This window comes from Arthrobacter globiformis, from assembly GCF_003261175.1.
Taxonomy (GTDB): domain Bacteria; phylum Actinomycetota; class Actinomycetes; order Actinomycetales; family Micrococcaceae; genus Arthrobacter; species Arthrobacter globiformis_A.
On the sequence record NZ_QLNP01000063.1, the window covers coordinates 96,820 to 114,339 of the forward strand.

19 protein-coding genes are annotated in these 17,520 nt (G+C 66.6%); 11 read left to right on the forward strand and 8 right to left on the reverse strand.

Annotated elements, in window-relative coordinates; all coding sequences use genetic code 11:
* Positions 1–105: 105 nt before the first annotated feature.
* Positions 106–957 (reverse strand): IclR family transcriptional regulator, encoded by an 852-nt coding sequence (locus DBZ45_RS06420; protein WP_190243040.1) that lies wholly within the window; start codon positions 955–957, stop codon positions 106–108.
* A gap of 227 nt (positions 958–1,184) precedes the next feature.
* On the opposite strand from DBZ45_RS06420, the gene DBZ45_RS06425 reads away from it, so the two are divergent.
* Entirely contained in the window at positions 1,185–2,504 is a 1,320-nt protein-coding gene (locus DBZ45_RS06425) for an MFS transporter (protein WP_111903104.1), read from the forward strand.
* Between the two features lie 140 nt (positions 2,505–2,644).
* On the opposite strand, the gene DBZ45_RS06430 is transcribed toward DBZ45_RS06425, so the two are convergent.
* Entirely contained in the window at positions 2,645–3,712 is a 1,068-nt protein-coding gene (locus DBZ45_RS06430) for an ATP-dependent DNA ligase (protein WP_111903105.1), read from the reverse strand.
* A 107-nt stretch (positions 3,713–3,819) separates the two neighbouring features.
* Between DBZ45_RS06430 and DBZ45_RS06435 the strand changes: the two genes are divergently transcribed.
* The gene (locus tag DBZ45_RS06435) at positions 3,820–4,791 is read left to right on the forward strand and encodes a TIGR03885 family FMN-dependent LLM class oxidoreductase (RefSeq protein ID WP_111903106.1); all 972 of its coding nucleotides are present in this window, start codon (positions 3,820–3,822) and stop codon (positions 4,789–4,791) included.
* On the forward strand, positions 4,788–6,482 hold the full coding sequence (locus DBZ45_RS06440; RefSeq protein WP_111903107.1) for an alpha-amylase family protein: 1,695 nt from the start codon (positions 4,788–4,790) through the stop codon (positions 6,480–6,482). Before DBZ45_RS06435 ends, DBZ45_RS06440 begins: the two co-directional genes overlap by 4 nt.
* On the opposite strand, the gene DBZ45_RS06445 is transcribed toward DBZ45_RS06440, so the two are convergent.
* Positions 6,479–8,287: a glycoside hydrolase family 13 protein gene (locus DBZ45_RS06445; RefSeq protein WP_111903108.1), complete on the reverse strand. Its 1,809-nt coding sequence runs from the start codon at positions 8,285–8,287 to the stop codon at positions 6,479–6,481. The genes DBZ45_RS06440 and DBZ45_RS06445 overlap by 4 nt on opposite strands.
* Before the next feature lie 253 nt (positions 8,288–8,540).
* On the opposite strand from DBZ45_RS06445, the gene DBZ45_RS06450 reads away from it, so the two are divergent.
* Entirely contained in the window at positions 8,541–8,777 is a 237-nt protein-coding gene (locus DBZ45_RS06450) for a hypothetical protein (RefSeq protein WP_102972536.1), read from the forward strand.
* A gap of 5 nt (positions 8,778–8,782) precedes the next feature.
* Here DBZ45_RS06450 and DBZ45_RS06455 read toward each other — a convergent pair whose 3' ends face one another.
* The 3 genes from DBZ45_RS06455 to DBZ45_RS06465 form a co-directional block, all read right to left on the reverse strand.
* Positions 8,783–9,070, reverse strand: a complete 288-nt coding sequence (locus DBZ45_RS06455; protein ID WP_111903109.1) for a MoaD/ThiS family protein — start codon at positions 9,068–9,070, stop codon at positions 8,783–8,785.
* 9 nt (positions 9,071–9,079) lie between these two features.
* Positions 9,080–10,210 (reverse strand): WD40/YVTN/BNR-like repeat-containing protein, encoded by a 1,131-nt coding sequence (locus tag DBZ45_RS06460; protein ID WP_111903110.1) that lies wholly within the window; start codon positions 10,208–10,210, stop codon positions 9,080–9,082.
* A gap of 75 nt (positions 10,211–10,285) precedes the next feature.
* Positions 10,286–10,573 (reverse strand): hypothetical protein, encoded by a 288-nt coding sequence (locus DBZ45_RS06465; protein ID WP_111903197.1) that lies wholly within the window; start codon positions 10,571–10,573, stop codon positions 10,286–10,288.
* Between the two features lie 175 nt (positions 10,574–10,748).
* Between DBZ45_RS06465 and DBZ45_RS06470 the strand changes: the two genes are divergently transcribed.
* Complete coding sequence (locus DBZ45_RS06470) at positions 10,749–11,180, forward strand: LexA family protein (protein ID WP_111903111.1); 432 nt, start codon at positions 10,749–10,751, stop codon at positions 11,178–11,180.
* Complete coding sequence (locus DBZ45_RS06475) at positions 11,173–12,456, forward strand: Y-family DNA polymerase (RefSeq protein ID WP_111903112.1); 1,284 nt, start codon at positions 11,173–11,175, stop codon at positions 12,454–12,456. Before DBZ45_RS06470 ends, DBZ45_RS06475 begins: the two co-directional genes overlap by 8 nt.
* 27 nt (positions 12,457–12,483) lie before the next feature.
* Here DBZ45_RS06475 and DBZ45_RS06480 read toward each other — a convergent pair whose 3' ends face one another.
* The gene (locus DBZ45_RS06480; protein WP_102972543.1) at positions 12,484–12,684 is read right to left on the reverse strand and encodes a hypothetical protein; all 201 of its coding nucleotides are present in this window, start codon (positions 12,682–12,684) and stop codon (positions 12,484–12,486) included.
* Positions 12,685–12,861: 177 nt separating this feature from the next.
* Between DBZ45_RS06480 and DBZ45_RS06485 the strand changes: the two genes are divergently transcribed.
* The 4 genes from DBZ45_RS06485 to DBZ45_RS06500 all read left to right on the forward strand — a co-directional run bounded on the left by DBZ45_RS06485 (position 12,862) and on the right by DBZ45_RS06500 (position 16,726).
* Positions 12,862–13,368: a universal stress protein gene (locus tag DBZ45_RS06485; RefSeq protein WP_111903113.1), complete on the forward strand. Its 507-nt coding sequence runs from the start codon at positions 12,862–12,864 to the stop codon at positions 13,366–13,368.
* Between the two features lie 284 nt (positions 13,369–13,652).
* Positions 13,653–14,009, forward strand: a complete 357-nt coding sequence (locus DBZ45_RS06490) for a metal-sensitive transcriptional regulator (RefSeq protein ID WP_111903114.1) — start codon at positions 13,653–13,655, stop codon at positions 14,007–14,009.
* Positions 14,010–14,068: 59 nt separating this feature from the next.
* Positions 14,069–14,299: a heavy-metal-associated domain-containing protein gene (locus tag DBZ45_RS06495; protein WP_003799993.1), complete on the forward strand. Its 231-nt coding sequence runs from the start codon at positions 14,069–14,071 to the stop codon at positions 14,297–14,299.
* 60 nt (positions 14,300–14,359) lie between these two features.
* Positions 14,360–16,726 (forward strand): heavy metal translocating P-type ATPase, encoded by a 2,367-nt coding sequence (locus DBZ45_RS06500; protein ID WP_111903115.1) that lies wholly within the window; start codon positions 14,360–14,362, stop codon positions 16,724–16,726.
* Between the two features lie 9 nt (positions 16,727–16,735).
* Here DBZ45_RS06500 and DBZ45_RS06505 read toward each other — a convergent pair whose 3' ends face one another.
* The gene (locus DBZ45_RS06505) at positions 16,736–17,008 is read right to left on the reverse strand and encodes a DUF2277 domain-containing protein (RefSeq protein ID WP_111903116.1); all 273 of its coding nucleotides are present in this window, start codon (positions 17,006–17,008) and stop codon (positions 16,736–16,738) included.
* 211 nt (positions 17,009–17,219) lie between these two features.
* Here DBZ45_RS06505 and DBZ45_RS06510 point away from each other — a divergent pair, with 211 nt between their 5' ends.
* Positions 17,220–17,486, forward strand: coding sequence for a WXG100 family type VII secretion target (locus DBZ45_RS06510; RefSeq protein WP_111903117.1), 267 nt, complete (start codon positions 17,220–17,222; stop codon positions 17,484–17,486).
* Positions 17,487–17,520: the final 34 nt, after the last annotated feature.

Sequence of the window (17,520 nt, forward strand, 5' to 3'; positions counted from 1 at the left end):
CGTGCTGGCCGGGTGATACGGATAACAATACAACAGAAGTTCATATGATGCACTTCCGTTCTACATGCGAACAATTGGTTCCCGCGCATCTGTTTCTCGCGCGTCTTAGCGCTGCGGCAGCCGGGCAGAAAGCTCGACGGCGGCCGCCTGCAGGAGGGGAACCAGCGCCACCAGCGCCTCCATGCTGAGCCGGAACACCGGAACGGCGGTGGCCAGGGACGCAAACGCGACGCCCTGGGAGTTGAAGACGGGGACCGCCACGGCGCGCATGCCCAACTCGTTCTCCTCATCCATGACCGCGTACCCCTGCCGCCGAACCTTCTCGATCTCGGCGCGGAAGGCATCCCGGTCGGTGATGGACAGGGCAGTCAGCGGCTCCAACGGGAGTTCCTCGAGCAACTGTTCGCGGTCCTCGTCCTCAGCGAAGGCGACGAGCGCCTTGCCGACGGAGGTGGTGTGGAGCGCGCCGAGAAAGCCGGGGTCGCTGGTCACGCGGAACGTCTGCGGGCCGTCCACCTTGTTCACGGTCAGGTGGTGGATGCCGTCCCGGACGGACAGGATGGTGGCCTCTCCCGTCTCTTCAGTCACCCGGCGCAGGATGGGCAGCGCCGTGCCGGCAAAGCCGTGATGATTGGAGACGCGCTGGCCGAGCTGGAAGATGCGCAGGCCGAGGTGGTAGCGGCGGCCGTCCGGCTCGTAGTCCACAAAACCGTCGCGGGTGAGCGAGCCAAGCAGCCGGTAGGTGGTACTGAAGGGAAGGTCCGCGCGGCGGGAAATCTCGGCCGCGCTGGCGCCGCGGGGCTCATCCCCCAGCAGGACCAGCAGGCCCAGAGCCTTGCCCACCATGTCGGTGCGGGATTCTCCTTTGGCGGTTCTTGCTTCTTCGGCGGGGGTATCTGCGGCAGCGACGGGGCGCCCCGAGGAGGCGTCTTCGCCTGTGGCTTCCTTCACACTCATATCTTGATGCTGCCACAATGTGAGAGCTGTTTCTAGATCGTGAGTAAGTTTCTTGACAGGTGACTGCCCTCACAGCCATCATTGCTGTATCGCACAAGTAGCTCCCACCATGTGGCTACTGAGTCCGGGTCTTTCCAAGAACCTCCTGCCGCCCCTTCCCCAACCGGGACGGCGGCCGCGACCCCTGATCTGTCCCGCGACAACGTCGTCCCCCTGAAGGAACACCCATGAGCCACACCACCCAGTCCCCTACGGCGGGCAACGCTGCCCAGGCCGGGACACCGAAGAAGGCAGCCCTTGCCAGCTTCCTCGGCAGCGCCGTCGAGTATTACGACTTCTTTATCTTCGGCTCGGCAGCCGCGCTGATCTTCCCCCACGTGTTTTTCCCGAACGCGGACGCCAATGCAGCCGTCATGTCCTTTGCGACCTTCGGCTTTGCGTACATCGCACGTCCCGTCGGCGCCGTCATCCTGGGCCACTTCGGTGACCGGGTGGGCCGGCGCAAGGTCCTCATGTTCACCCTGGTCCTCATGGGTGCCTCCACCTTCCTGATCGGCTGCCTGCCGGACTTCAACACCGTTGGCTGGTGGGCGCCTGCGCTGCTGGTGCTGGCCCGCCTCTGCCAGGGCCTCTCGGCCGCCGGTGAACAGGCCGGCGCATCCTCCATGACCCTGGAGCACGCTCCGGACAACCAGCGCTCCTTCTTCACCTCGTGGACCCTGACCGGCACCCAGGGCGGCCAGATCCTCGCCGCCCTCGTCTTCATCCCGGTCCTCGCGCTGCCTGACGAGATCAAATACGGCATCGGCTGGCGCATCCCGTTCTGGCTCAGCGCCGTGGTGGTGATCGTGGCGTTCTTCATCCGCCGCACGCTGCACGAGCCGCCCGCCTTCGAGGAAGCCCAGAAGACCGCCCAAATCGCCAAGCTGCCCGTGGCCGACCTGCTGAAGTCCCACTGGCGCGACGTCCTCCGGGTCATCTGCTGCGCCTTCATCGCCGCCGTCTCCACCGTGTTCGGCACCCTCGCCATCAGCTACGCCAAGACCGTTGCCGGCGTGGACGGCACCACCACCCTGTGGCTCGTGGTCGGCGCAAACCTGGTGGCCCTGGGCACCCAGCCGCTGTTCGGCAAGCTGGCCGACAGGATCGGCCGGAAGCCGGTGTTCATCTACGGCGCAGTGGTCAGCGCCGTCCTGACCCCCGTGTTCCTGCTGAGCCTCGAATCCGGCAGCGTCCCGCTGATGTTCCTCGCCGCCATCGGCTTCTTCTCCTGCGGCTACGCAGCCTCGAACGCCGTCTGGCCGTCCTTCTACGCCGAGATGTTCAGCACCAGGGTGCGTTTCTCCGGCCTGGCCATCGGCACGCAACTCGGCTTCCTGATGGCCGGGTTCGCGCCGGCCATCGTCGCGGCCATGGGCGGCATCAAGCCCGGCGGCTGGGTGCAGATCAGCATCTTCACCGCGGTCATCTGCGGCGTCGCCGCGATCTCGGCCCTGACGGCCAAGGAGACCTTCAAGGTTCCCACCAAGGAGCTCGGCCTTAAGTAGCCCTACTCAGGCCGCCTACCTAACGTGCGTCCCGCCGTCGTGACCCCGTTTGCTCCCCAGACCGGGTCACGACCGGCGGGTCGCCGCGATTTCAGGCCATTTTGGTTTTAAAGAAGGTCGCGACGGCGGCCCCCCTGTTTTCAGGTGGCAAGCACTTCGGCGAGGTCGAACTTCACCGGCTCCTCGAGCTGTTCATAGGTGCAGGACTCCGGGTCCCGGTCCGGCCGCCAGCGCACGAACTGGGCGGTGTGGCGGAACCGCTCACCCTCCATGTGGTCGTATTTCACTTCCAGCACCCGTTCCGGCCGCAGCGGCGTGAAGGACAGGTCCTTGCCCGCGCTCCAGCGGCTGCCCTCCGCGTTGCGGGGTGTCCGGGTGCCGTCCTCCTGCTTGGCCCAGGCCCAGGGATGCTCGTCGAAGCTGGTGACCAGGGGCTGGAGTTCCTCGAAAAGTTCCTTGCGCCGCTTCATGGGAAAGGCTCCCACAACGCCCACGCTGGCGAGTTCGCCGTCGGGCCTGTACAGGCCCAGCAACAGCGAGCCGATCGTGCCGGGCCCGCTCTTGTGCACGCGGTAGCCTGCCAGGACGCAGTCGGCGGTCCGTTCGTGCTTGATCTTGAACATGACGCGCTTGTCCGGCTGGTAGGGCCCGTCCAGCGGCTTGGCAATGATCCCGTCCAGGCCGGCGCCCTCGAACTGGTGGAACCACTTACCGGCCAACTCCGGGTCCTGCGTGGCGGCGGTCAGGTGGACCGGGGCGCTGGCGGAGGCGAAGGCCTGTTCCAGGGCCGCACGCCGCTCCGCGAAGGGACGGCCGCTGAAGTCCTCGTCGCCGAGGGCCAGCAGATCGAAGGCCACGAACTTCGCCGGCGTCTGCTCGGACAGCATCTTGACCCTGCTGGCGGCGGGATGGATCCGCTGCTGCAGGGCGTCGAAGTCCAGCCGGTCCCCGGAGGAGCCCACCAGGACAATCTCGCCGTCGAGCACGCACTTGGGCGGCAGGTTGGCCTTCAGCGCCTCCACAAGTTCAGGGAAGTAGCGCGTCATCGGCTTCTCGTTGCGGCTGCCGATCTCCACGTCATCGCCGTCGCGGAAGATGATGGAGCGGAATCCGTCCCACTTCGGCTCGTAGCTCAGGCGGCCTTCGGGGATGGCGCCGACCGATTTGGCCAGCATGGGGGCGACAGGGGGCATGACCGGCAGCTGCATAGGCCCCATTCTTGCCCGGCACCCGCCCGGACGCCACCCCCATCCCCGGCGCGCCCGCACCAGGCCGGCCCCTCGACATGGCCCCCCCTCGCCGGTAGACATTAACGATGGCAGCTATCGGTTTCCACGCATCGCACGAACAGATCAGCCCCGGCCAGCTCCTGAAGGACGTGCAACGTGCTGAGGAGGCGGGCTTCGACGCTGCAATGTGCTCGGACCACATCGAACCGTGGTCCGCGCGGCAGGGGCACTCGGGCTTCGCGTGGTCCTGGCTCGGGGCTGCCTTGGCCAGCACCAACCTGCGCTTCGGCGTGGTCACTGCTCCGGGGCAGCGGTACCACCCCGCCATCATCGCCCACGCCTCGGCCACGCTGGCGTCCATGTTTCCGGGGAGGTTCTGGATGGCTCCGGGCAGCGGCGAGAACATGAACGAGCACGTCACCGGCGACCCCTGGCCGCTGAAGGAGACCCGCCAGCAACGGCTGGAGGAGTGCGTGGACGTCATCCGCCGGCTGCACGCCGGCGAGGAAGTGACCCACCACGGCCTCGTCACGGTGGAACAGGCGCGGATCTGGGATGTGCCTTCGCCACCGCCGCCCCTGATCGCACCGGCCATCAGCGTTGAAACGGCCCGCCGGGCCGCCGGCTGGGCTGACGGCTTGGTAACGGTGAACCAGCCGGCCGAAAAGCTCACCGAAATGCTGGGAGCGTACCGGTCCGGGGGCGGCAAGGGGAAGGCCGTGCTGCAGATCCACCTGTCCTGGGCTTCCCGGGAGGAGGACGCCGTCGCCATTGCCCTGGACCAGTGGCGTTCGAACGTCTTCGCCCCGCCCATCCCGTGGGACCTGCCGACGGCGGCGCACTTCGACGGCGTCAGCTCCGACGTCGGGGAGGCCCAGGTCCGGAAATCGGTGAACGTCTCCGCCAGTCTGGACCGCCATGTGCAGTGGCTGGGCGAGTACCTGGACCTCGGCTTCGACGAGCTGTACCTTCACTTCGTGGGACAGGACCAGGCCCCGTTCATCGACGCCTTCGCGGACAGTGTCCTGCCGCAGCTGCGGAAGGTGCCGGTGGCATGAACATCGCGGAGACATCGGACCTGTGGTGGAAAACCGCCGTCGTCTACTGCCTGGATGTGGAAACCTTCTTTGACCACGACGGTGACGGCACCGGCGATTTCAGCGGCCTGACCCAGCGGGTGGACTACCTGGCGGCGCTGGGGGTGAACTGCATCTGGCTGATGCCGTTTTATCCGTCCCCGGACCGGGACGACGGTTACGACGTCACGGACTTCTTCGACGTAGACCGCCGGCTGGGCACGCTGGGCGACTTTGTGGAGTTCATCCGCACCGCGAAGGACCGCGGCATCCGGGTGATCGCGGATTTCGTGGTCAACCACACCTCCAACCAGCACCCCTGGTTCGTAGAGGCTCGAAAATCTGTGGACAACCCGTACCGGGACTACTACGTCTGGCGGGGCGATCCGCCGCCGGACACGTCCTCGGAAGTGGTGTTTCCGGGCGAGCAGACCTCCATCTGGACCCAGGACGATGCCACCGGCGAGTGGTACCTGCACATGTTCATGGAGCACCAGCCGGACCTTAACGTGACCAACCCCAAGGTCCGCAACGAGATCGCCAAGGCCATGGGCCTCTGGCTGGAGCTCGGGCTCGACGGTTTCCGGCTCGATGCGGTGCCGTTTTTCCTGGAGACCCGCGGGGCACCCAAGGACGAGGCAGCCACCATCGACCCGCATGACTACCTCAGCGCCCTGCGCAGCTTCGTCAACCGGCGCAACGGCGGCGCCGTGCTGCTGGGCGAGGTGAACCTGCCGTACAAGGACCAGCTGGAGTATTTCGGCGGTGCCGAAGGCAACGAGCTGAACATGCAGTTCGACTTCATGTCCATGCAGCACATCTACCTGTCGCTCGCCAGGCAGGACGCCCGCCCGCTGGCCGAGACGCTGAAGACGCGACCGCAGCTGCATCCGGACAACCACTGGGCGATGTTCGTGCGCAATCATGACGAGCTAACCCTGGACAAGCTCAGCGACGGCGAGCGGGAGGAGGTCTTCGCCGCCTTCGGACCGGACAAGAACATGCAGCTCTACGGCCGGGGGCTGCGGCGCAGGCTGCCGCCGATGTTGGACGGCGACGCCGACCGGATCCGCATGGTCTACTCCCTGATGTTCTCCCTGCCGGGCACGCCGGTGCTCTTCTACGGCGAGGAGATCGGCATGGGCGAGGACCTGCGGCAGAAGGGCCGCGCCGCCGTCCGCACGCCCATGCAGTGGAACGGCGAGAAGAACGGCGGCTTCTCCAGCGCGAAGGCGTCCGAGCTGGTGGTCCCGCTGGCCCGCGGTGAGTACGGCCCGGAAAAGGTGAACGCCGCCAGCGCCAAACGGGACCCTGAGTCGCTGTGGAACTTCATGGCAACGCTCATCCAGCGGTACCGCGAATCACCGGAGCTGGGATGGGGCGAGTTCGCCGTCCTTGAGCAGCCGGAGCCGGCCGTTTTTGCCCACCGCTGCAGCTCGGCGGAGGCCACCGTGGTGCTGCTGCACAACTTCGGCGAGGCGCCGGTCAAGGTCGCCGCGAACGTCGGATCCGGGGACAGTTCGGCGCGGGCTTTCAGGGACGCCATCCTGCTGGATCTGTTCGACGGCGGGGACGTCCCGTTGGAGGCCGACGGCGGGTTCACCGTTGAGCTGGGACGGTACGGCTACCGCTGGTTCCGGGTCCACCGGCCCGGTGACCGCCTGGCGCCCTAGGGGCTCTGGAGGTCCCGGCGGAACACCTTCACCTCCCACGGGCGCAGGTCCAACTGTTGTGGTCCCGACGCCGGCGCTTCGCCGGCGTCCGGCGGATAGTTCCCCAGCACCAGCTCGGCCGTTCCCTGGCCGTCCAAGCCGCCGCTGCCAAACCAGCCGTCGTCGAGCCCGGCCGTCCGGACGGTCCCCGAAAAGTTGGCCAGCACCAGCAGTTCCGCTTCCGGAAGCGAGCGCTTGAACGCGTAGACGTGTTCGTCGTCGGGCAGCAGCATGCTGAAATCCCCGTACGCCACGACAGGGTCCGCGTGCCGGAACGCGATCACCTTGCGGTAGAAGCTGAAGACGGAGTCGGGGTCGTCAACCTGGGCGGCGGCGTTGATGGTGTTCGCGTTGGGGTTCACTGCAATCCAGGGCGCCCCGGTGGTGAAGCCGCCGTGCCGGCTGGCGTCCCACTGCACGGGTGTCCGGGCGTTGTCCCGGTTCAGCGGCGCCAGAGCGGCGAGGACCTCCGCGTCGGTGTGGCCCAGGTGTGTGGTGGCTTCGCGGTGGTGGTTGAGGACTTCAATATCGCGGTAGTCGCTGATGGCGCCGAACGCCATGTTGGTCATGCCCAGTTCCTCGCCCTGGTAGACGTACGGCGTGCCGCGGTGCAGGTGCAGGACGGCGGCCAGCATCTTCGCCGACAGCTCGCGGTACTGGCCGTCGTCGCCGAACCGGGAGACGGCGCGGGCCTGGTCGTGGTTGCCCCAGTAGAGGCTGTTCCAGCCGCGCTCCGCGAGCCCTTCCTGCCAGCGGCCCAGGGACTTCTTGAGGTCGGTGAGCAGCAGCTTCTTGGGCCGCCACTTGTTGCCGCCCTCCTGGTCGAGGGCCACGTGCTCGAACTGGAACACCATGTCCACCTCCCCGCGGCCGGGATCGGTGAAGAGGGCGGCGTCCTCGACGGTGACGCCCGGCATCTCGCCCACGGTGAGCAGGTCCTTGTCCCGCCCCGCGAAGACTTCCCGGTGCATCTCCTGCAGGAACTCGTGGATGCGCGGGCCACAGATGAAGTGCGGGCCGCCGTCGCCGTAGAGCATGCCTTCGGCCTGCGGGCCGTCCGGCAGCGACTGCTGTTTTGAGATGAAGTTGATGACGTCCATCCGGAAGCCGTCCACGCCGCGGTCCAGCCACCAGTTCATCATGTCGTACACGGCGGCCCGCACCTCCGGGTTTTCCCAGTTGAGGTCCGGCTGCTTCCGGGAGAACAGGTGCAGGTAGTACTCCCCCGTCTCCGCGTCGTACTCCCAGGCGGGCCCGGAGAAGGCAGAGCCCCAGTTGTTGGGTTCTGCACCCGGCATTCCAGGAGCAGGTGCACCCGGCCCGGCGCCCTCGCGCGGCGGCCGCCACCAGTACCAGTCCCGCTTGGGGTTGTCCTTGCTGGAGCGGGACTCAGCGAACCACGGATGCTCGTCCGAGGTGTGGTTCACCACCAGGTCCATCACCAGCTTCATGTCCCGCGAGTGCAGGCCGTCCAGCAGTTCGTCGAGGGTTTCCAGGTCGCCGAACACGGGATCAATGTCGCGGTAGTCGCTGATGTCGTAGCCGTTGTCATCCTGCGGTGAGCGGTACACGGGTGAAAGCCAGACGACGTCGACCCCCAGCTTTTGCAGGTAGTCCAGCTTGCCGATGATCCCGCGGAGGTCGCCGACGCCGTCGCCGTCCGAGTCAGCGAAGCTGCGCGGATAGATCTGGTAGACCACCGCGCTCTTGAACCACTCCCTGCCGGCGCGGTAGGCCGCTTCTGCCTCGGTTTCCTGCGTGGTCATCGCTGGCTCCTCCTGGTCGACGGTGGCGGGCTGCTGCCCCCTGAAAGTCTTGTTCCAGAAGAATCGGCGGTCAATGGTTTGACTCAAAGGCCTACGCGGAATAGCCGTCCGGACAGTGATGGCGGCGGAAACCGCCTTGGCGCCGGAAACTAACCGGGTGCTAACGGGCAGGAAACGCGTGCGCAACAATGCCACGCCACACTTGGTTGTGCCGGCAATTGCAGGCACCAGCTCCAGCTCAGGAGGCCACGCCATGTTGAAGGAAGCCAAACCCCACATCACCCGGGTCCGTGCCCTGGACCAGCTGCATCGCGGCGACGAGATCGAGGCCCGCCTGTCGGTGGGCCCCAGCTATGACGACGTCATCGTCCGCCGCGGCAGCGTCCAGGAGACAGCCCCGGGCATCGGCGTCGTGTGGATCATGGATCATCACTCGGGCATGCGCAAGGCCATCAATACGGACGAATGCAGCGTCTGGCGGGTCGCCTGAGCCAGCTAGCCGCCAGCCACCGACTGAATAATCAGCACTTCCTGGCCGGCAGAAACTTCCGTTTCCAGGCCGCGGAGACGCCGGACCTCCTCACCGTTCACGTAAATATTCACGTAGCGGCGGAGCGCACCCGTCTCGTCCCGCAGCCGCCTGGCCAGTACCGGATACGTCCCGGTCACGGAATCCAGCAACGAACCCACAGTCACCGCCCCGTCGGCGGGTGTAGTCAGTATGGACTGCCCGCCGGCGAGTGGCTGGAGGACGCCGGGAAGGACCACACTGATCTCAGCCACTGCACTTCCTCATGCGGGAGTCCCCGCTGTAACCGGGGCTCCGGCCACGACGGCAGCGCGGACGCACAGCACATCCGGAAGGTGGGAGGCCACTTCCGCAAAGGTTTCTCCTTCGTCGGCGCTGGCATACACCGTGCCGCCGCGCGTTCCGAAGTAGACCCCGGCGGGTTCGGCGGAATCCACGGAGGCCGCGTCACGGAGCACAGCGTTGAATTCTGACTGCGGCAGCCCCGAATCCAGGCGCTTCCACGTGGTGCCGGCGTCGTCCGTACGGTGCACGGCGAGCTTTCCGTCCGGCGGGATGCGTTCGCCGTCGGCTTTCAGGGGAACAACCCAGGCCGTGCCTGCGCGCCGGGGGTGCGTCAGCATGACGAACCCGAAATCGGCCGGCAGGCCTTCCGCTATCGATTCCCAGTTCTCGGCATTGTCGTCGGTGCGGTATACGCCGTGGTGGTTCTGCGCGTAAAGGCGGCCGTCGACGGCGGCATCGGCGGCAATCTTGTGGACGCACTGGCCGAATTCCGGGTTGGGGTCGGGCATGAAGTAGGCGGAGATGCCTTTGTTCCGGGGCTCCCAGGACGTCCCGCCGTCGAGCGAGCGGTAGACGCCCCCCGTGCTCATGGCGACGTGCACGTTGTCCCCGGAGGGGTTGACCACGATCGAGTGGGCGGCCGCGCCGCCATATCCTGCACCCCATTCGCTGCGGTGCGGGTGGTCCCACAGTCCGCGGTTCAGCTCGAAGTGCTCGCCGCCATCGGTCGATTTCCACACCGAAATCGGCTCCGCGCCGGCCCAGACCACCCCCGGGCGGGATTCGGCGTCGGGGTAGATCTGCCAGATGCGTTCCACGGCGGCGTCGGTGCCTTCGGGGAACTTGATGGCACCCTGCTCGGGCTCGGTCCAGCTGGCGCCGAGGTCATCCGAGTGGGCAACGTGGGGGCCCCAGTGCTCGGAGCGCACTCCCACCATGATGCGTGTGCGGCCGTCCCGCGTGTCGATTCCGATGCTCGGTATCTCGCTCATCAGGAAGTGCGGGCCGGAAAAGGACCATTGTTTCCGGTCCTGGCTGGTGGCCAGCCAGAGGCCTTTTTTGGTCCCGATCGCTAAGACGAAACTCTCTGCGGCATTCATGCTCCCCATGCAACCACTCCGGTGGAGGGGCTGCAATGGTTTGGGCCCCCGCGGGTTTTCCTGGGTTCGTCGCCCGGGCGGGACCTAGGACCCGATCCCCGCACCGGCTTTGGCGCTGCCGGCCTTCCCGGCACGGCGGTTTCGCCACCACCGGCGGAGCAGGTCGGCGGCTGCCAGGATTCCGGCCAGGGGCGTCAGGACGGCGGCGGCGTAAACGAACAGCAGCCAGGTCAGCGTGGCGATCGGAGGCTGGCTCCGGCTCAGCAGGGACAGGCCACCGAACAGGCCCGCCACCCAGAAGAGCACCACCAGCGTCAGCACGGCTGCCGCCGGAAAGTACTCGTTCCGCACCACCCTCTTCAAGGTTTCCACCACTGATCCTCCTGCGCCTTGCATCCCCATGAGACCAGTATGCGACGCAGACCCGCCGTCACGGAGACGGCACGGCGAACGTGTGATGAATACAACCGCTGCCTGGCCTGGCTGCATTCTGTCAGTCGCGGGGACTACACTGAACTATCGAACATATATTCGAAAAAGGTGTGTTGTGGGCGTGATCATCGGACCCCGCGTGATAGAGGCGGGACTTTCCCTGCGGCTGGTGCTGATTTCGCCCGTGGCCGTGGCGGCGGGCTTCCCGTCCCCCGCCCAGGACTACTTTGACGGGCGGATCGACCTCAACGAGCACCTGATCAAGGACATCACCAGCACGTATATCGTGCGGGTCTCCGGGGACTCGATGGAACAGGCCGGCATCAGCGACGGCGACGAACTGATCGTCAACCGGGCGCTGGAACCACGCGACGGATCCGTGGTCGTCGCAGTGCTGGACGGCGAGCTCACCGTCAAGCGCCTGAAGATCACCGCGGCAGGCGTGGTGCTCCAGGCCGCCAACCCTCTGTATCCGGACATCAGCGTCCCCGTCCTGGCCGACCTCACCATCTGGGGCGTGGCCACGAGGTGCCTGCATCATGTCTAGTTCGCCGCAGCAGATAGCGCTGGTGGACGTGAACTGTTTTTATGCCAGTGCGGAGCGGGCCTTCGACCCCTCCCTGGAAGGCAAGCCGCTCGTCGTGCTCTCCAACAATGACGGCTGCGCCGTGACCCGCAGTCCGGAGGCCAAGGCCCTGGGGATCAGCACGGGCGATCCGTGGTTTAAGCTCGCCCCTCGGGCCAAGGAGTGGGGCCTCATTGCCCGGTCCAGCAACTATGAACTGTACGGCGACATCAGCGCCCGCGTCATGGAACTGCTGGGGCGCTACTCGGCCTGGCTTGAGGTGTACAGCATCGACGAGGCGTTCCTGGGCATCAAGGGCAGCCCCGATCAGGTGCTGGGTCTCGGCCGGACCATCAAGGCCGCGGTCCAGCGCAACGTCGGGGTGCCCGTATGCGTCGGCATCGCCGCCACCAAGACGCTCGCCAAACTCGCCAACCGGTGGGCGAAGAACAACCCCGCGCTCTGCGGGGTGTGCCGCTGGGAGTCGATGGAGCCGGAGGTACGTGAACTGCTCATGGCCCGGCTGCCGGTCTCGGAGGTGTGGGGTATTGCGGGCCGGCTCGAAAAGCGGCTGAACGCCCTGGGGATCTGCACCATCCTGGAGCTCAGCCGGGCAGATCCGGTAGTGATCCGCGACCGCTTTTCGGTGGTGCTGATGCGCACCGTGCTCGAACTGCGCGGAACACCCTGCATACCGCTGGAGGAAGAGCGCATGGGCCGGGACCAGCTGATCTTCTCCCGCTCGTTTTCCACTCCCCTGACGTCAGCTCCGGAATTTCGCCAGGTTCTGAGCGTCTACGCGCAACAGGCGAGTGCCCGGCTGGCCCGGCACCACCTTCAGGCCAAGGTCCTCACCGCGTTCGCCGGCACGTCCCATTACAACGCGGAGGACAAGTCGTTCCCCTCGGTATGCGTTCCGCTGCCCATGCCCACCTCAGACCCGGTACTGCTCACTAGGGCTGCCCAGGCCCTGCTTCCCGCGATCCAGGACGGCGTCAAATACGCCCGCGCCGGGATCCTCGTCACCGACCTGCGGCCGTCCGGCAACCAGCAGCCCCTTGAGCCCTTCGCCAACCCGCACGAGGAACGCGGGATCGGCCCGCTGGTTGAACAGATCAGCCGCAAGTACGGCAGGGGCACCATCGGTCTCGGGTTTGCAGGCCTGAGGACCGGCCTGGATTGGAGCATGAAGCGTGGAATGCGTTCGCCACGCTACACGACGCACTGGGACGAGTTGCCGGTGGTGCGCGCGGCCTGACCGGCCCGCGCGTCCACCACGGACCGCTCAGTCCACAAATTCAGACTGCGTCTCGATGAAATCCCACTCGGCTTCGGTCAGGACTGCCTGGGGCGTATCCGGGTGCGGACCTCCCGCCTCGGCAATCCCCTGCATCACGAACAGCGGAACGTCGCCGGCCCGCAGGTTCTCGCGAAGCCATTCCTTGCTTTTCAGGTCCAGATCAAGCCACCACATGTAAATCTGCATGGGACGCCGCCTTTCTACGTCTCCACGCTAGGCTCGGCGCGGCCGGGATTCAAGGGAAAATCAGCACTCTTCTCCGCGGGACAGCAGCCGTCCCGCGGGGGTAGAAACCGCCCCTGAGCTGGGGCGAAGGCCGCTGTGGCTCTGGTCTTTCCTGATGCCGCAGGCACACAATTGATTATGGATGCAGAGCATTTCAGCGGCCCGCCTCCCCTCCTAGTGGGCATGGTTCCCGGCCAGCATCCGGAGGTCCTCAAGACTGCCGTCACTCTGGCGCAAAAGCTGTCCGCCCCGCTGCTGTGCGCCTACGTGGACGAGGCAAGCTACCTGGTGGAGTGGGATCCCGGGCGCTCTGCGCACCGGCTTTCCCTGCATCCCGACAGGGACGACGACGACATCCGTTCCGTAACGACGGAACTGAAGTCGGCCATCGGCTCGGCCCTGCAGGACGGAGGGCCGGCGTGGACCTTGCGCACGCTTGCCGGGGATCCCGCCCGCGCCCTCGGCAGGCTGGCGTCGGAAGTCAATGCTCCCATGATCATTGTGGGCACTCCGGAGCGCGGCTTCGGGCACCGGATCACGGAACTCCTGAACGGCTCCGTGGCCGCCTGGCTCACCCACCATCAAAGCCGTCCCGTGCTGGTGGTCCCGTTCCGGATGGCCGCTCACCAGGACCAGCCCGAATAGCCAGTAGTGGCCCAAGGCAGCCGCGGAAAAGTAAAGCGAAAGTAGTTATTCGAGGTGGTGGCCAACATGGCTACCGGCAAGTAAGCTGATCAGGCAGGCCTACGCAGGCCCGCCCAAAGACTGCTCCGGAGTGCGTATCCCCCAATAACGCGCTCCGGAGCTTTTTTGTTGCCCGGAGGGCTTCCGGCGCCGGACTGTTCCTGTGCGCACCATCACTTCCCGCACCCCCGTCGACCTGTCGCGCCACCCTTGACTGATACCCCCTAGGGGTATATCTTGAGGAGATGGAAACTTCCGAAGGACGGACGTCCACGGCGCCTAACGAAGAAGCGATCGCGGAGGGGCCGCAGCACGGCTACACGGCGGACAAGGATGCCTACCTGCGCCGGCTCCGGCGGATCGAGGGACAGGTCCGTGGCATCGCCCGGATGGTTGAAGAAGACAAGTACTGCATCGACATCCTGACGCAGGTGGCGGCCGTGACCAAAGCCCTGCACGCCGTCAGCCTGGGGCTGGTGGAAGAACACATAGGCCACTGCGTTGTCGGGGCGGCCTCCGAACCTGATCCTGACCTGCGGGCTGAAGCCATCGACCTCAAGGTGAAGGAGGCGGCGGGTGCCATCGGGCGCCTGCTGCGGTAGCCGCAACCACCACCCATCAGCCGACCAAACCCCGTCGTCACACCTACAAGGAGTCAGTAATGAGCACCATCTCCACCAAAGTCCACGTCTCCGGCATGACCTGCGGGCACTGCGTATCGGCCGTCAGCGAGGAGCTTGAGGCACTGGCCGGCGTCGAGGAGATCGACATCGACCTCAATGCCGGCGGCGTTTCGACCGTCACCATTACCTCCACGCAGAAGCTCTCCCCCTCCGAAATCGGTGAGGCAGTGGCCGAGGCGGGCTACCTGGTGGTGGCCAACGAGGCCTGACCCGCCTCCCGTTGTCACCGAACACGGCAGAAGTTCAGCACGACCAGAGAAGGGCCAGCCATGGGCACCGAACACCTTTCCGCAGGCTCCGCCAGCCGGGTGATCGAACTCGACGTCGAGGGCATGACCTGCGCGTCGTGCGTGAACCGGGTGGAAAAGAAGCTCGCCAAGCTCGAAGGCGTCGAGGCCACCGTCAACCTCCCCCTGGAAACAGCGCACGTGACCGTCCCGGCTGGCATCACGGACCAACAGATCACAGACCAGGTAGCCTCCGCCGGCTACAAGGCGAGCATCAAAACGGTCATCGGGGAGGACCACGACGAGACCCCGGCCGACGCCGCCCCGCACCACGAAGACCATATGGCGCACGGCGGCAAGGCATCGGAGCTGAAGCCGCGCCTGCTCGTCGCGGCGGTCCTGGCCGTACCGGTGTTCCTCATCTCAATGTTCCCGGCTTTCCAGTTCCCCAACTGGGGCTGGGTGGCCGGCGCCCTGGCGCTGCCTGTGGTCAGCTGGGCGGCGTGGCCCTTCCACAAGGCGGCCGCCATCAATGCCCGCCACTTCGCCTCCACCATGGACACCCTGGTATCGCTCGGAGTGATCGCGGCCTACCTGTTTTCCGCCTGGCAACTCCTGGCCGACCCCCGCCTGACCGAACACCCCGGGATGGAGCAGATGGGCGGCGCGGGTTCCGGCGGCCTGTACTTCGAGGTGGCCAGCGTGGTCACCACGTTCCTTCTGCTGGGCCGGTTCCTGGAGGCGAACGCCAAGGCGAAGGCCGGTGACGCGCTCAGGGCCCTCCTGGACCTCGGTGCCAAGGACGCCACCATCCTGCAGGACGGCGCCGAGGTGAAGATCCCGGCAAGCCGGCTGGCTGTCGGGGACCTGATCGTGGTCCGCCCGGGTGAAAAGATCGCCACCGACGGCGTGGTGGTGGACGGCGCCTCGGCGGTGGACGCCTCGCTGGTCACAGGCGAATCAGCGCCGGTGGACGTCGGTCCGGGCAGCCAGGTCACAGGTGCCACCATCAACACGTCCGGCCGGGTGCTGGTCCGGGCTACTCGAGTCGGCGCGGAAACCACCCTGGCCCAGATGGGGCGGCTCGTTTCCCAGGCGCAGACCGGAAAGGCGCCCATTGCCCGGCTTGCCGACCGCATCAGCGCAGTGTTCGTGCCGGTGGTCCTGGCCATCGCCCTCCTCACATTCGCTGGATGGCTGATCGCCGCCGGACAGGACGGTACCGGCCCCGACATCACCGGGCCGGAGCTCCGCGCGGCCTTCACGGCCGCGGTAGCTGTGCTGGTCATCGCCTGCCCCTGCGCCCTTGGCCTGGCTACCCCCGTGGGTCTCCTGACCGGCACCGGCCGCGGTGCGCAGCTGGGCATCCTCATCAAGGGCCCACAGGTCCTGGAAGACACCCGCACGGTGGACACCATCCTGCTGGACAAGACCGGAACCGTCACCAGCGGCCAGCTCTCCGTTGAGGCCACCGTGGCATTCGCCCCGTTCAGCGAGGCGGAAGTTCTGCGGCTGGCCGGTGCGGTCGAGTCGGCGTCGGAGCATCCGATCGCCGCCGCGATCGCCGCCGCCGCACGGGCCGCCGTGCCCGTAGTGGGTCAGCCGTCGCACACCAGCCACAGCAGCAGTGAAGCGGACGACGGCGCCGGCCTGCCCGCCGTCGTCGGCTTCCGTTCCGCACCCGGCGGCGGAGTGGTGGGAACCGTTGAAGACCGGCTCGTGGTTGCCGGACGCAGCGGGTGGCTGCGGGACAACGGCGTGGAGCCCACGCCGGCGCAGAATCAGTCACTCCGGACCGCGGAACAGTCCGGCGCGACGGCCATCTGGGTGGCGGTCGACGGCGAGGCTGCCGGCATCGTCGAACTGCGGGATACGGTCAAGGCGGGATCGGCGGCGGCCGTCGCGCGGTTCAGGGCCCTGGGCCTGCGGCCCATGCTGCTCACGGGCGACAACGCCGCGGTCGCAGCCCAGGTGGCCACCGCCGTCGGAATCGCTGCGGACGATGTTTTCGCCGGCGTCCTGCCCGAGGGCAAGGTGGAAGCGGTACGTCGGCTGCAGGCCGGCGGTGCCACCGTGGCCATGGCAGGAGACGGCGTGAACGACGCCGCGGCCCTGGCGCAGGCCGATCTGGGGATCGCGATGGGCTCCGGCACGGACGTGGCGATCGAAGCCGCCGACCTGACTGTGATGGGCAACGATCTGGGGCAGGTGGCCACCGCGATCGAGCTGTCCCGCCGCACCCTGGCCACCATCAAGACCAACCTGTTCTGGGCCTTCTTCTACAACGCGATGGGCATTCCGCTGGCCGCCCTCGGCCTGCTCAATCCGATGATCGCAGGGGTGGCCATGGCAGCGAGCTCGGTGCTGGTGGTGGCCAACTCGCTGAGGCTCCGCCGCTTCGGCAGGTAGTACCCAGGCCTAGGCGGTACCGAAGCGGAGGGCCGAGCGCGCCTTCGCCTTGGCCGCCTCCTCGTCGCGGTCCTTGGCGGGGGCGTGGGTCACGAGGGCGTCGAGCAGGTGCTGGGTCACGTGCGCTATCTCGTGCACGGCGCGCTCGAACGCCTCCTCATTCACCTTCGACGGCTTGGTACTGCCGCTCACTTTGCGAACGTACTGCAACGCTGCGGCGTGGATCTCCTCGGACGTGGCGTGCGGTTCGTAGTTATGGAGGGTACGGATATTCCGGCACATACCCCCATGCTAGGCTCTGGAGCGCCGAGGATCGACCCTTCCGCCCCGCTTCAGGGAGGGCACCGCCCATGGGTAGGACTCCATGGGGAGCGCTGCCCATCGACACTCTTTTGGGCTGAAGGATAGTTTTGAGGCAATGGATCTTCCGGACGAGCCGGAGGCCACGGGGGATGCCGACTGGATCGGGTCCGTTGATTGAAGGAGATACGTCATGGCTTTGTTGGGTGCAGATGTTGAAGCGCTGCGGAACCTGGGCACCAGGCTCACCGCTGGTTCGAATGACATCCAGAACCAGAAGAACCAGCTGAACAATCAGCTCGACGGCGTCGACTGGAGGGGCCCGGACGCTGACAGGTTCCGTGACGAGTGGAGGAGCAACCACTTGCCGGCCCTCGAGAGGGTGGCGCGCGCCCTGGAAGAGGCGGGCCAGCAGGCAAACCGCAACGCGCAGCAGCAGACTGAAGCTTCCCAGGGCTAGACCGGGTACGTAACGGAGGGCCGGACGCAGCATG